Origin of the sequence: Streptomyces nigrescens (genome assembly GCF_027626975.1) — a bacterium.
Lineage (GTDB): Bacteria > Actinomycetota > Actinomycetes > Streptomycetales > Streptomycetaceae > Streptomyces > Streptomyces nigrescens.
Genome location: NZ_CP114203.1, coordinates 5,017,967 through 5,030,914, shown reverse-complemented (window position 1 = coordinate 5,030,914; position 12,948 = coordinate 5,017,967). Strand labels below are relative to the sequence as shown.

Annotated in this window: 11 protein-coding genes and 3 pseudogenes; 5 read left to right on the top strand and 9 right to left on the bottom strand. The window is 67.6% G+C overall.

Annotation, left to right across the window (positions count from 1 at the left end; translation table 11 throughout):
- Nucleotides 1-265: 265 nt before the first annotated feature.
- The 3 genes from STRNI_RS22455 (at nt 266) to STRNI_RS41650 (ending at nt 2,151) form a co-directional block, all read left to right on the top strand.
- The gene (locus tag STRNI_RS22455; protein WP_277411896.1) at nt 266-1,180 is read left to right on the top strand and encodes a DUF6192 family protein; all 915 of its coding nucleotides are present in this window, start codon (nt 266-268) and stop codon (nt 1,178-1,180) included.
- 2 nt (nt 1,181-1,182) lie between these two features.
- Nucleotides 1,183-1,668, top strand: coding sequence for a hypothetical protein (locus STRNI_RS22450; protein WP_277411895.1), 486 nt, complete (start codon nt 1,183-1,185; stop codon nt 1,666-1,668).
- A gap of 84 nt (nt 1,669-1,752) precedes the next feature.
- Nucleotides 1,753-2,151: a DUF6192 family protein gene (locus STRNI_RS41650; RefSeq protein WP_381844120.1), complete on the top strand. Its 399-nt coding sequence runs from the start codon at nt 1,753-1,755 to the stop codon at nt 2,149-2,151.
- A 1,059-nt stretch (nt 2,152-3,210) separates the two neighbouring features.
- On the opposite strand, the gene STRNI_RS22445 is transcribed toward STRNI_RS41650, so the two are convergent.
- Nucleotides 3,211-4,584 carry a serine hydrolase domain-containing protein gene (locus STRNI_RS22445; protein ID WP_229838137.1) on the bottom strand — a complete coding sequence of 458 codons (1,374 nt, stop codon included), beginning with the start codon at nt 4,582-4,584 and terminating at the stop codon, nt 3,211-3,213.
- A 476-nt stretch (nt 4,585-5,060) separates the two neighbouring features.
- On the opposite strand from STRNI_RS22445, the pseudogene STRNI_RS22440 reads away from it, so the two are divergent.
- Nucleotides 5,061-5,498, top strand: a pseudogene (locus STRNI_RS22440) (NUDIX domain-containing protein); the annotation flags it as partial.
- A gap of 586 nt (nt 5,499-6,084) precedes the next feature.
- On the opposite strand, the gene STRNI_RS22435 reads toward STRNI_RS22440, so the two are convergent.
- A complete protein-coding gene (locus tag STRNI_RS22435; RefSeq protein ID WP_109890856.1) occupies nt 6,085-6,414 on the bottom strand; it encodes a hypothetical protein in 330 nt (109 codons plus the stop codon).
- A 690-nt stretch (nt 6,415-7,104) separates the two neighbouring features.
- Entirely contained in the window at nt 7,105-7,716 is a 612-nt protein-coding gene (locus tag STRNI_RS22430) for a TetR/AcrR family transcriptional regulator (RefSeq protein WP_026170106.1), read from the bottom strand.
- A 129-nt stretch (nt 7,717-7,845) separates the two neighbouring features.
- Here STRNI_RS22430 and STRNI_RS22425 point away from each other — a divergent pair, with 129 nt between their 5' ends.
- The gene (locus STRNI_RS22425) at nt 7,846-8,796 is read left to right on the top strand and encodes an alpha/beta fold hydrolase (RefSeq protein WP_277411894.1); all 951 of its coding nucleotides are present in this window, start codon (nt 7,846-7,848) and stop codon (nt 8,794-8,796) included.
- A 161-nt stretch (nt 8,797-8,957) separates the two neighbouring features.
- Here the strand turns inward: STRNI_RS22425 and STRNI_RS22420 are convergent, their stop codons facing one another.
- The 6 genes and pseudogenes from STRNI_RS22420 to STRNI_RS41640 form a co-directional block, all read right to left on the bottom strand.
- Nucleotides 8,958-9,416 (bottom strand): hypothetical protein, encoded by a 459-nt coding sequence (locus STRNI_RS22420; RefSeq protein WP_159487569.1) that lies wholly within the window; start codon nt 9,414-9,416, stop codon nt 8,958-8,960.
- A gap of 7 nt (nt 9,417-9,423) precedes the next feature.
- Nucleotides 9,424-9,780 (bottom strand): hypothetical protein, encoded by a 357-nt coding sequence (locus tag STRNI_RS22415; protein ID WP_277411893.1) that lies wholly within the window; start codon nt 9,778-9,780, stop codon nt 9,424-9,426.
- Between the two features lie 45 nt (nt 9,781-9,825).
- Nucleotides 9,826-10,311, bottom strand: coding sequence for a hypothetical protein (locus STRNI_RS22410; protein WP_277411892.1), 486 nt, complete (start codon nt 10,309-10,311; stop codon nt 9,826-9,828).
- Nucleotides 10,311-10,628 (bottom strand): type VII secretion target, encoded by a 318-nt coding sequence (locus STRNI_RS22405; RefSeq protein WP_093648184.1) that lies wholly within the window; start codon nt 10,626-10,628, stop codon nt 10,311-10,313. Before STRNI_RS22405 ends, STRNI_RS22410 begins: the two co-directional genes overlap by 1 nt.
- A gap of 407 nt (nt 10,629-11,035) precedes the next feature.
- Nucleotides 11,036-11,752 (bottom strand): annotated as a pseudogene (locus STRNI_RS41645) (alpha/beta hydrolase); the annotation flags it as partial.
- Nucleotides 11,753-11,959: 207 nt separating this feature from the next.
- Nucleotides 11,960-12,877 (bottom strand): annotated as a pseudogene (locus tag STRNI_RS41640) (NADP-dependent oxidoreductase); the annotation flags it as partial.
- Between the last annotated feature and the right edge of the window lie 71 nt (nt 12,878-12,948).

Genomic DNA, 12,948 nt, shown 5'->3' with positions numbered 1-12,948 from the left:
CACGGTCAGTAATGCAGGAATCGCCAACGGTGCATGGTCTGGTTGTCGCGTTTTGCCGTAGACCAGCAAAGTCCGCACTGGTCGTCTTTGCGCAGGAAAAAAGTTAGGCGAAAGCGTAAAGTGAGCCAAAAAGGGAACGCAGGGTGGCCTCTACAGGGGCCCTGCCCATTCATCGCGCGCCAGATGCATCCCGCTACCAGTGCCATCCCACAATGATCGGGATGCACCTCACGGCGCGGGGAGAAGGTGTCCTCCAGTGACCGTTATGACTATCCCCGCCGGATACAGCAAATCGGAGTGGAGTAAGTACGTCCGAAAGGGACGCGCGCTAGTCAAGCGACAGTCGGGGATCCAATTTGAGCTGGGCGATACGGTGATCGATATGCTCCAAGGTCACAAACGGGGCCATGGAGAGGTCACCGATGTCATCGAACTCTACGCAAACCAGATCGGCATCAACCCCAACACGTTGCGCTACTACTACTACGTTTCCGGTCAATGGCCAGAAGAGAAGCGGCGCTCTGACGTGTCATTTTCCGTGCACGCAGCACTAGCCGCCACACGAAGCCGGTTCGTTAAGATCCGGAAAGACCCGCTGGACCCGTTCACCAAGGAACGGCACTGGACGTACAACGAGGCCCTCCGGGCCGCGGACAACTCCAAGCCTCAAACGCCAACAAATCGCACGGAGCGCTTTGAGCGTGCTCGCACCCTTCTGGGCGGCGATGAGGACACCGCCGAAGCAGTGGGCGAGATGCTCGAACAGCGCCCTGAGCTGACGCATCGGTTGGTAGCCGATCCGCGTACACGGCACCTCCTACGCAAGGCTCAGTACGAACACTGGCGCCAGGTGGATGAGGAGACCGCGGCGGAAGCTGAACTCACTCCCGAGGAAGAAGAGGTCGAAGAAGAAGAGGCGCCGGCCAAGGTCTCCTACCAGGACGCCCCTATGGAGATCCTGCAACTGCTGGGCAGTTTCGCCTCGTTCTTCGTCTCTTTCCAACGGATTATCCCGCAGATCCACAGCCAGGATTACACGGAAGATACGAAGGAGGCGGTGCTCGACAACATCACGAAGGCCCGCTCGTTCCTTGATTGGTGCGAGACGGCGGTCAAGACAGGTAAGACCGACATGGATAAGGCGCTGGCGCGCTTGCTGGAGGATGAAGAAGGCGAATAATCATGGCAACCCGCCGCCAAGCGGCGCACGATACTGGAGAGGATATTTGGAACCGAGTCGAAAAGGCCGGCGAAGCTGGTCTGCTGACTAAGCAAGCTATGGGGCGCAACACCCGTGGCCAGTTTGAGTACGGCAAGGCTTGGATCAAGGATAAAAAGTGCAAGAGTGAAAAGAAAGGGTGGGTCTACCATCACGGCGCCTACATAATCACTGTAGACCCTAACAAGTGCACCCTCTACGCGACCGACAGGCTCCGCTCCCTCTATAGGCAGGCGCAGCGAATCTACAACTGTTCGATCGCGATCCTCCCTCCGGAGGCGCAGGAACTGCCGACAGTGCGGCTACTGCGTACCGAGTGTGAGAATATTTTCGCCGCGATGGCTCTCTTGGAGGCAGCCGGGTTTTCGCCGCAAGCTGCCGCGAAGGGCGCCGAGGCTAAGCCAAAGGGTGCAACTTCTCGACGCAGTCGCAAGACTCCAAGTCGTTGACGTGTAAGACCGATACGGGCGCTTCGGGGGGCGCCCCGTCAAGGTCGCAGGTCGAGTAGATACCACGTCGCGGGAGAGTATTCGATGAGTCTTGCACCAGAGTTGATACGACGCGGACGAGAGTTGGTTAAGCGGGAGAGCCAACTGCAGTTCATTCTTGGGGATCTTGTCCAGGAAGTGGCACCTGTGGACGCCCCGTTGCCTCAGCGCGAGAGAGCGCTGGACGGCTTTGCTGACGCTCTCCAAATGTCGCCTGACACCTTGAGGCGGTATCGACGGGTGGCGGCCGCGTGGCCCCATGACAAGCGCAGCAAAGGCGCTTCCTGGAGTGTGCACGCCATCTTGGCTTCCCACCCGCGCCGTTTTGACCTCATCGGGCATCCGCCGCCCCGTGGGCCAAGGTGGTGGACTTGTGAAGCTGCCCAAACAGCCATGAGTGCGCAGGCAGCGGAAGGCGAGTCACCTGGGGCGACTCAGGTTTAACCTCAAGCCCGGTGCCGCGCAGTCGTTGTGGCCGGCAACGCTCCGGCAAGGCCAGCCTTGAGAGGAAGATCAGATGGCAAGCGATGACAGCATCCCGCTCTTCTGGAGTGTGGAAGGGCGTCGGGCCGAGATTGTCCGCTGCCATCTTGGACACTTGGGTGCTCGGGAGACCTTTGAGGAGCTTGGCGGGTGCCCATACTGCATGTACACACCCGGCGAGCGTGTCGCCGCACTGCGAGCCAAGCAGGCTGCCGGGCGACGGCAGCGGCCCGGCAACGAAGCGCCCCAGGCGAATTGATGCGCGCGACGTGAGTGAACTCCACAGAAGGGAGTCCGTCGACGGCGAGGCCGCAGTACAGTCGCCGTCGCCGGCGGCACAGCGCCAATCTGCGCGATTGGACCACACGCCGCCCGTAGCTCGCCGCGTTCGCGCGTGCGCACCTCAGTGCCAGCGCCGACCCACTGCGCCTCTCCGCACCCGATCCCGAGTCGCCACGTGGCCTCCGCCCCCACCCCATCGGGGCCAGCCCCATCCCAGCCCTTTAGGGCGGTACACCAGGGTCAGCAGCGGTCAAACTGACTGCCTCCAACAAGGCCCCGTACCCAAATAGTCGCAGTTCAGGGCGCCGCCATCGCCCAACGCGCCGTTGATTCCCAAGCTCAGAGCGCGGGTTCGATTCCCGTCACCCGCTCCATAGCGAAGGGCCCAGGTCAGCGACCTGGGCCTCTTTTCGTCCCGCGTCAGGCGCGCGTCGGCCGCGGGCAGCACGAAGCCGCCCAGGAGCAGCCGATGTCTGCTGAATCGGCTTCCCGGGCGGCTCGGTTGGATGGTTCAGGCGGGGTGGACCACTCGTGCACCACTACTGGTAGGGCTTCTCGGTCAGGAACAGACGCCACCCGGTGAACGCACGGTACCGGGGTTGCGCATACCGGAGCACGTTTGACCGCGCCCCGTGGCGCCCACCCGGGCCGCCGACTCCCGACTGCCGACTGCCGACTGCCGACTGCCGTACCCCACCCCCCGTATGAGGTACGGCAGTCGGCGGGATGTCACCGGGGTCAGCGGCCCGGCGATACCAGAGTCCGCGGCTGGGTGAGCGGGAGGGGCTGCTCCGCGAGAGTCTTCGGTGCGGGTGTGGCCGGGGGCGCGGACGGTCCCGGTTCGGTGCCCGGCTCGGCGGGCACATCGTTGTCGCACATCGCCTTCGCCTGGAAGGCTCCGATCGCGGCGTCGATCGGCCCCGGCTTGATGTGCCCCGTCGCATCGACCTGCTGGTACTTGGCGCGGTTGAACCCGATCGTCATCTGGCGCTTGCCGTCGGGCGTCGAGTACGTCACCGTCTCGGCGCCCCACACCGAGCCGGTGTGTCCCCAGAAGCGCCCGCACACGGTGTCGATCGCGGCGATGCCGAGGCCGTAGTGCATCAGCACATCGCCCTTTTCGTCCTTGGCCTCGACGGTGGTCTGCATCTGGCGGAGTTCGGCGGGGGCGAGCAACTTGCCGGTCAGCAGTGCCCGGTAGAAGTCGTTCACGTCCTCCATTGTCGCGACCAGCGCCCCGGCGGTGCCGGCCCAGGACAGGTCGTACGTGCTGTAGTCGCGGGCCGGGGTGATCAGCCCGAAGAAGGATTCGTACATCTTGGAGTGCGGCCCGGATATCCGTGCAGAGGCCGGGAAGTAGGTGTGCTTCAGCCCGGCCTTACGGATGACGTTGCGGGTGATGTACTCCTCAGGATTCTCGCCGGTGACCTTCTGCAGCAGCATCCCCGCGATGACGTAATTGGTGTTGGCGTAGGACCACTTCTCGCCGGGCTTGCCCGTGGGTGGCGCCTGCAGGCCGAAGCGGACCAGTTCCTCGGGGTCGAAGTGCCGGTGACGGTTGGCGTCGATGCTCTCGGTGCTCCCCTTGAGGAGGGAGGGAAAGGCGCCGGGTATGTAATCGGCGATGCCGCTGGTGTGGTTGAGCAGCATGCGGACGGTGATCTGCCGGCCGCGTTCACCGGGGACGAGGTCGGGGAGGTAGCGGGCGATGGGGTCGTCCAGATCGATCCGGCCCGCGCCGACCTGCTGTAGTACGGCGACGGAGGTCAACGCCTTGGTGATGCTGCCCACGCGCTGCCGCATCTGCGGCCCGACCGGGCGTTTGGTGGCGATGTCGGCGACACCGGCCGCGCCCCGCCATGCGTCCCTGCCCTCCCGGACGGCCGCGTAGCTGCCGTACATACCTGCTGTGTGCACCGCCGCCAGCTTCTCGTCCAGTGCCTTGTGGTCGAGATGGCCCGGGTGGGCCGTCGTTCCCGCGGCGGCGTGGGCGCCGGGCGCGGGGGCGGTTGCGGCCTGTGCGGGCACCGCCGCTGCCGTCAGCGAGAGCAGAACGGCCGTGGCGGTAGAGGCGACCCGGGTACGACGGCGGGCCGGGCGAGGCTGGGGCATGGAGTCTCCCGTGACAACTTCCTGTACTGCGGTCGATCACATAAGCGATCTTGGTCGCCTCGATTCTCTCGACCGACCACCGTCCCCGCCGTCCTCCTGCAGAACGACCCGTCTCATCAACACCGATGACATTTGTCAGGCTTCTACGAGGCCGAAGTGTGCATGCCTGAAGTGCGATTGCCGAACATGCGACTGCCGATCCGTGACGCCGGAACTGTGACTGCCGAACAGCGTGTTCGCGAATCGTGCGTGTCCGGAGTGCGCGTGGTGTCAAGCCGTGCTCTGCCCGCTGCCGCCGCGCCCTGGTGTCAGCCCGCGGCGTCACGCCCGCGCCGCCGGACCGGTTCATCACAGCGGTCTCCTGGAAGACCAGCGAGGTATTGCAACTTGGCTGCCCCCAGGTCCGGCGGGAAGTGGCACCCGCGTCTCACCCTTCGCGGCACTGCTCCCTGCTGGGTGAGATCCGGCAGGGCGGAATTGACCAACAGGTCCACCGTTCGGCTTTCTCCGAGGAGTCCGTGGCCGGAGTGGTGGTCCGCGAGAACGGCAAGTTTCTGACGATCCGGCAGGCTGGCAGCGGAGCTTGGGAGCTTCCGGGCGGGGTGCTCGAACTCGAAAAGACCCCGGAGGCCGGCGTACGACGCGGGGTCTGGGAATAGACGGGCATTCACGTCGAGGTCGACGAGCTCACCGGGGTCCACAAGAACACGGCACGAGGCATCGTGGCCCTGGTCTTTCGCTGCCAGCTGGTCGGCGGCGAAGAACGCACCTCGAGCGAGTGGACGGCGGTCACCTGGCTCACGCCCGAGGTGGCAGAGTCCATGCCCAAGGTCTTCTCGATCCGACTCCGTGATCCCCTGGATGGGGCAGGCCCTAACCTACGAAGCCAAAACGGCAGGCCTCTTACGCCGGCGCGGCAGAACTCTCTCTACTTCATCACGGCCCGCGCGCGGGCGCCTGCCGCCTCTTCGGCGCGCTGCGTCCAGCAGCCAAGTTGGCGATAGATAGGGATCAAAATCGAAAGCTGATCGGATTCGTCGCTGACATCAGTGGCAGCAGGCAGCGGGCCACATGGCGCGATCAACCACGGTCAGCGGCGGCTCGCCGCAGCCGAGATGCGCCGATGAGCTGGCTGTGCAAGCGGTCCGGCAGCAAGGTGAGGTCACTGCGGTTAGGGGCAAGCTGCTCCCTCCAGGGCGCGAGCCGGGAGAGACACTGGTCGACAACGTCAAGCACAAGAGGAAGCAACCCAGAACTGGGGGTAAACCACGGTCAATTGCGGGTCACCGCACATAGGCCGGCACCACTACCCCGACCGCTGTTCGTCCATAGTTGAGGCCCAGGTCGGCGACCTGGGCCTTGTTTGTTGTCCGGGGCAGTTCAGGCGTCCCGCACCGGATCCGTACCACTTCCCCCTCATTCGCCTGGAGGGAGAGCGGTCGCGACGTTCAGGCGGTCACGCTGCTCGGCCTTCCCGCCTGTCCTGGCGAGTGTTCGCCGTCAGGCCGCGCAACGGGCGAAAGCCTGCACTCTGCCGGATTGGTTCGCCTCGTTTTCGAATCGAATCGTCCACCGTCTGTCGCCCACGGCGCGGTTGCCCGTCACGTCGATGCTGGCGGAGGACACGATCCAGCCACCGCTGACGGCAAAGGTGCCCCTGGGGCAGGTGACAGTGACGATCTCGGTCTGGTTGGCCCCGATGGACCGGACCGGGCTCTCTGCGGTGACGACGCGGGGGTGGGCGGGTTCGTCATCGGCCAGTGCGGGGGACGCCAGGCTGACGGCCAACGCGGGTGCAGCGGCCAGGGCGAGGAGCTTGGTGCGGGACATGCTGTGACCTCTCTGAGTGATTCGTGCGTTCTCTACGAATCGAACGCACCAGCCCAGGCTAGGAACGGGGCGGACGGAACCGCCATCCGATGCGCCCCATTGGAGTGATGGAGTGTGCACCATCGGTTGCTGATCGCAGTGACACTGCCCGGGGGTCCGGCCTCCAACTGACGGTCACACGCAGTTCTGTTGACCTGAGCTCAGCGACCGTCGCACCCATAGGTCGTTCGAGGGGTGCAACACCTCCCCCTCGACCGTCTGCGGGCCGCGAAAGGGCCCTCAAGGCACTCAGGGCGCTCAAAGGCACTCAAGGGCACTCAAGGGCGACCAACACTGACCACCGATGACAGCTCAATCGCAGGCCAGAGTGCCCTCCCCTGCCCACGCATGCCAAGCGCGTGCCCCCACCGTGCCCTTCAAGGCGGTGAACAGGGGTCACCACGGGCGCCTCGAGTGCGTGCCGACAATGCCTTCAGAGGCGATGAGCCCAGGTCAGGTGGCTTATCGAACCCTGCGACGTCGTTGATTCCCATGGTCAGAGCGCGGGTTCGATTCCCGTCATCCGCTCCGTAGTTGCGGCTCAGGTCGGCGAGCTGGGCCTTGTTTGCTGCCTGAGTCCCTCAGCGCTGCGTGCCCTCCGCGTGCCGCAAGTGCCGCCACGGCACGTTGGATTGGGCCCTCCCCAGCCGCCTACGTCTCGGGGGTCGCGAAAATCCGGTCGAGGTGGTGATGGAGTACCGCGATGGCCGACTCCGGACTCCGCTGGCCTACGAGGATGCTGGTGCCCATGGCCGCCGTCATGGCGAGCAGGCTGATCGCCTCCGTGCGCGCGTCGATGCCGGGACCGGTCAGACCTGACGCCTGGGCCTGTTCGAGCTGGCCGGTCAGGGCGTTCTCGGCGGCGTCGGGGTTGTCGATGAAGGGCTGGGCGGCCAGCGCGTCGTCGGTCACGGACAGGATCGAGTAGGAGCTGTAGAGGAGGTGGAAGGTGCGGCCCTCCTCGTCGGTCGGGAGGGAGGCCAGCAGCAGCGCCTCGATGGTCGCGCGCGGGCCCGGGTCCGGGCCGGCGGCGCGGAGGCGGGCGCCCACCCGTGCGGTGAAGCGGTCGGTCAGATGCTGGAGCCCGTAGAAGAGCAGCTTCGCCTTCGTCTCGAAGTAGTACTGCACGAGCCGGAGTGACACGCCGGCCTCTGCGGCCACGTCGCGCATGCCGACGGCGTGCAGTCCTCGACGCCCCGCGACCTGGATGAGCGCCTCGGCGATCTGGGCGCGCCGTTCCTCGTGATCCACGTGCTTTGGCATGTGCCGGTGTCTCCGCCCGTCGGTGTCGGCTTCGCGGTCCGGCTCGGCCCGGACCTCTTTATGGTACCGCTGTACCAGCTTCATGGTACGGTCGTATTACGAAGAACGGATCTCCCCGGAGGTGCCCCCGTGCCCGAGAACACGACCCGTGTGCGCCGCGATGTCGGCCGCTACGTGAACGACGAGCTGCGCGACCGCTACTTCGCCGCCTGCGACGCCGTCTACGCGATGGGGGCGCCCGCCCGCTCCGAGACGGACGTCGAGACCAGCTTCGGCACCACGCACGTCTACCGGTACGGCCCCACGGATCCGGCAGCCGAGTCCCGTACGCCGGTGGTCCTGATCCACGGCGCGGGCTACTGCTCGGCGATGTGGTACCCCAACACCCCCGCGCTCAGCGCCGAGCGGCCCGTCTACGCGCTCGACACCCCCGGCGACGCCGGGCGCAGCGTCCACCGCGAGCCCATGTGGCAGCCGGAGCGCGCCGCGCAGTGGCTCGACGAGGCGCTCGACGCCCTCGGCCTCGACCGGGTCCACCTGGTCGGCTCCTCGTACGGCGGCTGGCTGGTGCTCAACATGGCCCACCGCCGGCCCGGACGGCTCGCGTCGGTCACCGCGCTCGACCCCGGCGGCCTGGAGAAGGTGGGCCTGCGCTTCTTCGCCTGGGTCTTCGTCAGTCTCTTCGCCAGCTTCGCCCCCAAGGCGCTGCGTCCGCGCCTCGCCTCCTGGCTGGAGCAACCGGTGATCGCCGTTCCCGAGCTGCGGACGTGGATCCAGGCGGGCGCCCGCGCCTTCCGGATCCGCCGCCCCGCGCCGCTGCCGCTGACCGAGGACGCGCTGCGCTCCATACGGACCCCGCTCTACGTCATCATGGGCAAGCGCAGCCTGCTGGTACACCCGCAGCGGCAGCTGGAGAGGGTGCCGCGGCTGATACCCGGAGCCCGCGCCGAGATCATCGCCGCTACGGGCCACGGCCCGCAGATCGACCATCCCGACGTGGTCAACGCCCGGATGCTGAGCTTCATGGAGGACATCGACTCCCTCGACCCGGCCGAGGTCGACGGCGTGGTCGACGCGTAGGGCCTGCGGCTGACGCGTAGGACCTGTGGCCGGGGGCACTGGCGCCGGCGTGGCGGCGGCAAAACCCGTGGCTCCTTGAAGGAAACCGGCGCCAGGAGGCTTCCGGTGTGGCCGGCGGGCGCCGGCCACACGGTGGCAGAACGGGAGATGGTGCGCGGGCGCTACGCAGGCCCGGCCGTTACCGTGATCGTGGCCGGGTGGTTGTCCACAGGATGCTCCCGTTGGAGGCGGGGGGCGTCCGGGGGCAGGTTCTCGTAGGTGACGCTGATCTTGCGCAGGTGACCGGCCACGTGGTCGGTGTACGAGGTCTGGGACGTCCTGGGTGGGGAGCCCTTCAGGTCGTAGGTGCGCCAGAAGTCCCGGACCGAGGAATCACCCGTGCCGTACACCTTGTAGGTCAGCCGTGCGGTGCCGTTGGTGACACGCGCCGTCCGTGGCACGTAGAAGCGCGACTCGGAAGGGTGCTGGTCGGGCTGCAGGCCGGCGATCTGTTCTGCCGCTGCCTCCGGCCGCGGGGGCTGCCGCGCGCCCAAGGCCATGATCGCCCAGAAACCCACGGCGACGGCGGCCATCGCGCAGCACACGAGCACCGGGGGGAGCCATCGGCGACGCTTCGGCACGGAACGCTCAGCCTTCCCATGTACGGACACTGCTCTGACCGCCCATATCGAATTCCTTGGCCAGTCCGGCCGCGTGCAGCTTTCCCATGTCCTTGTCCGTGACCACTCCCAGCTGCGGCACCTCGGTGCTCTTGCCCTCCGAACCGTCCCAGTTGTAGCGGTCGGCGACGTGCACCTGGTATTTGATCTTCGTCTGTGGTTCGCCGTCCGGTCCGGGCACCACTTCCACCTGGGCGACGGTGTTGTAGTGGCATGCGCCCACCGCGTGGTACCAGTCGGGGTCAGACGTGGCGTTGAAGCCCTGCCAGCCGGTCTGAATCGCCTTCTTGACGCGCGCCAACTCGTTCGCGACATGGAAGTCCACTTCCGCGGCGTAGGTCAGAGCGGCCTCGGCGCGCGTGTGTACTGCCTAAGCGTTGTCCTGGTCGGCCCGTGCGGCGCCGGCGGCGTCAGGGTCGTTCTGCGGGTAGTCACGGTCGGGGACGGTGACGGTGCCGTCGTCCTCCAGGGTGAGGTCGGCGGTCTTCGTCATGGATTCGGCCTCGTCCAGCCACGTCGACGCGAGCCTGAACCCGTCATGGGCCGCGTCCAGCGTGAGCGCCGCGGCCCTCGACTCCCGGTAAGCGATGGTCATCTCGTCCAGCAGCACACGCAGCCTGCGCATGGCCGCGGCTGCGGCGGGGCCGTGCCACACATGGGGCAGACGGCGGGTGACGTCCCGGATGTGGTTACGGGCCTCCGTCGCCGCAACGGCGAAGTCGTCCCACTCGATGGAAGCGCGCTGCCAGTCCCTCGGCTGCGCGGCACGCAACTGCGGAACCGTGACCTTGTCCCGCCGCACGGCCGAGCCCTTGACCCTGCTCTCCCCCTTGCGGGGATCATCGAACGTCGCCATCAGTTCGCCTCCCGGTGCCGGTGCAGCAGCGCGGTCAGTTCGTCGGCGGTCTGCTGGTCCTGAGCCGCGTAGGACATGCGCGTCGTGCGCATTTTTTCGGCGAGGTTCCTGCACTCCCGCGCCAGCCGGGCGTACTCGCCCTCCCAGGCGGACGTGACGCCCTTCAATTCCCGTCCGCTGTCCCACCGCCGATGCGTGCGTGCGGCGCCCTCCGAGGCGTCCAGGCCCTTGTCCGCCCTCTCCAAGGTCTTGGCCGCCTCGTCGAGCGTGTCGGCGAACTGCCGCATCTCCTCGGTGTCCGTGCCGTATCCATGCATGCGTCCACTCCTCGTCAACACAGCTCAGACTGACGGGGATTGACACGCCACTACATCCGCTCCTGGTTCTCTTCCGGACCGGATCCACCGAGTTCGTCACGGGGTACCGTCGGCAGGGTCCGCGTGCAACGGTTCCGCCGGTTCCGCCGGTTTCGCCGCATGAGGCCTGGCCACGCCTCGCACTCCTTTCCGTGCGTTTCCCTTCCGCGCATTTCCCTGCTGCGCATTTCCCTGCTGCGTAGCGTCTGTAGCGCGGTTTCAGGGGCGGTTGACCTGCCACAGGGCCTTGCCCATCCACCATCCGTCGATGGAGGGGACGATGTGGTCGATGCGTCCGTGGTCAGCGGCGATCGGGCGGGTCGGTCGCGGACGGGCCCGGTGGGGCGGCCGGGCCCGTCCGCGCCGGGTCACGCCCGGGCCCGCCGCAGCGCCGAGGCGACGCGGTCGATGGCTTCGCGGGCCTCGGGGATGGCTGCCGGCATGCTGAAGAAGCCGTGGATCTGGCCCTCGTAGCGCACCTGCTCCACCGCGACGCCGGCTTCGCGCAGCCGCTGCGCGTACGCCTCGCCCTCGTCCCGCAGCGGGTCGTACCCAGCCGTGATCACCAGCGCCGGCGGCGCGGCGGCCAGGGTGGCGGCGTCCGCGTGGAGAGGTGAGACGCGCGGGTCCTTGGGGTCCACGTCCTCGCCGAGGTAGTGGCCCTGGAACCACGCGAGCGCGTCCTTGGTCAGCATCAGGCCCTCGCCGTTCTCCTCGTACGAGGGGAACGGGTGGGTCAGATCGGTTGCCGGGTACACCAGGGCCTGCAGGGTGAAGGTGCCCGGCAGTTCGTTGGCGAGTACGGCGCTCAGGTTGCCTCCCGCCGAGTCCCCGCCGACGGCCGTCCTGGTGATGTCGCCGCCGAGTGCCCCGATCTCGCCGGACACCCACTTCGCGACCGCCATGACGTCCTCGACGGCGGCCGGGAAGGGGTGTTCCGGCGCGAGCCGGTAGTCGACGCTGACCACCAGGTATCCGGCGAGGCCGCTCAGGTCCCGGGCCGTCGCGTCGGATGCGGCGGCGCTGCCCAGCACCCAGCCGCCGCCGTGGATCCAGATCAGCACGGGGTGCGGGCCCTCGCCCTCCGGCCAATACAGCTTGACGGGAACGCCGTTGGCCACCGCGTCCTCGGTCCGGGCCACCGCCGCCGGCTCGCCACCGAGCTGGGCCCACATTCCGTCCAGCGCCGCACGGGCCTCGGGCGCGGAGAGTTCGTGCGGCTGGGGCGCACCGGGCTGTGTGGCCATGTCGAGCAGGGCCCGCGCCGCCGGGTCGAGGGGAGTCCGGGTGGTGAGGACGATCTTGCCTCGCAGATGGCCCTCGTCCAGGCGGTGGTAGGCGTCGGCCGCCTTCTCCAGCGGGAAGACCGCTTCGAGGGGCATGTGGAGACGGCCGTCCTCGATCATGGGCAGGACGTCGTCCATGACCTGCGGTACGGGCAGCATCTCGCGGGAGAAGCGCACACCGTGCCGGGCGGCGTCGAGGTCGGCGATGGTGAGGACCTTGTCCGGGTTTCCGGTCAGTTCGACGGACAGCGGCAGGACGCCGCGGCCGGAGGCGTCGAGGACGGCGTCGATGCCTTGCGGGGCGGCGGCGCGTATCCGTTCGGCCAGGCCGTCGCCGTAGGTGACGGGGGTGGCGCCGAGGTCGCGGAGGAAGGCGTGGTTGGCCTCGCCGGCGGTGCCGATGACGGTAGCGCCCAGGACGCGGGCGAGCTGGACGGCCATGAGGCCGACACCACCCGCCGCGGCGTGGACCAGCAGGGTCTGGCCGGCGACCACGCCGAGCCGGCGCAGGGTGCGGTACGCGGTCTCGGTGGCGATCGGCAGGGCGGCGGCCTGCTCGAAGGTGAGGACGTCGGGCTTGGCGACGATGTTGTCGGCGTCGGCCAGGGCGTGGGTGGCGACGGCGTCCGGCTGGGCGGTGAGTCCCAGCACCGGCTGGCCGGTCTTCCATTGCGTGACACCGGGGCCGAGTGCGTCGATGACACCGGCCATCTCCAGGCCCAGGGTCTGGGGTTCGGCGGGGGCCTCCTGGCCAGGGGCGAACAGGCCGCGGCGCTTCTTGGAGTCCAGGGGGTTGGCGCCGGCGGCGTGGATACGGACGCGGACCTGGCCGGGACCGGGTTCGGGCAGCGGCACCTCGGCCAGTTCGAGCACTTCGGGGCCACCGTAGGCGGCGTGCTGGAGTCTGCGGGCGAGGGGGGACATGGCGGCTCTCCGGGGGAGGGGTGGACGGGTGAGGGGTGAGGGGTGACGGTGACGGGAGGGTTTCGGCGGGT

Coding starts and splice junctions, on each gene's coding strand:
- STRNI_RS22455 (WP_277411896.1), top strand. CDS start 266: ATGACTATCCCCGCCGGATACAGCAAATCGGAGTGGAGTAAGTACGTC.
- STRNI_RS22450 (WP_277411895.1), top strand. CDS start 1,183: ATGGCAACCCGCCGCCAAGCGGCGCACGATACTGGAGAGGATATTTGG.
- STRNI_RS41650 (WP_381844120.1), top strand. CDS start 1,753: ATGAGTCTTGCACCAGAGTTGATACGACGCGGACGAGAGTTGGTTAAG.
- STRNI_RS22445 (WP_229838137.1), bottom strand. CDS start 4,584: ATGCCCCAGCCTCGCCCGGCCCGCCGTCGTACCCGGGTCGCCTCTACC.
- STRNI_RS22435 (WP_109890856.1), bottom strand. CDS start 6,414: ATGTCCCGCACCAAGCTCCTCGCCCTGGCCGCTGCACCCGCGTTGGCC.
- STRNI_RS22430 (WP_026170106.1), bottom strand. CDS start 7,716: ATGCCAAAGCACGTGGATCACGAGGAACGGCGCGCCCAGATCGCCGAG.
- STRNI_RS22410 (WP_277411892.1), bottom strand. CDS start 10,311: ATGGCGACGTTCGATGATCCCCGCAAGGGGGAGAGCAGGGTCAAGGGC.
- STRNI_RS22405 (WP_093648184.1), bottom strand. CDS start 10,628: ATGCATGGATACGGCACGGACACCGAGGAGATGCGGCAGTTCGCCGAC.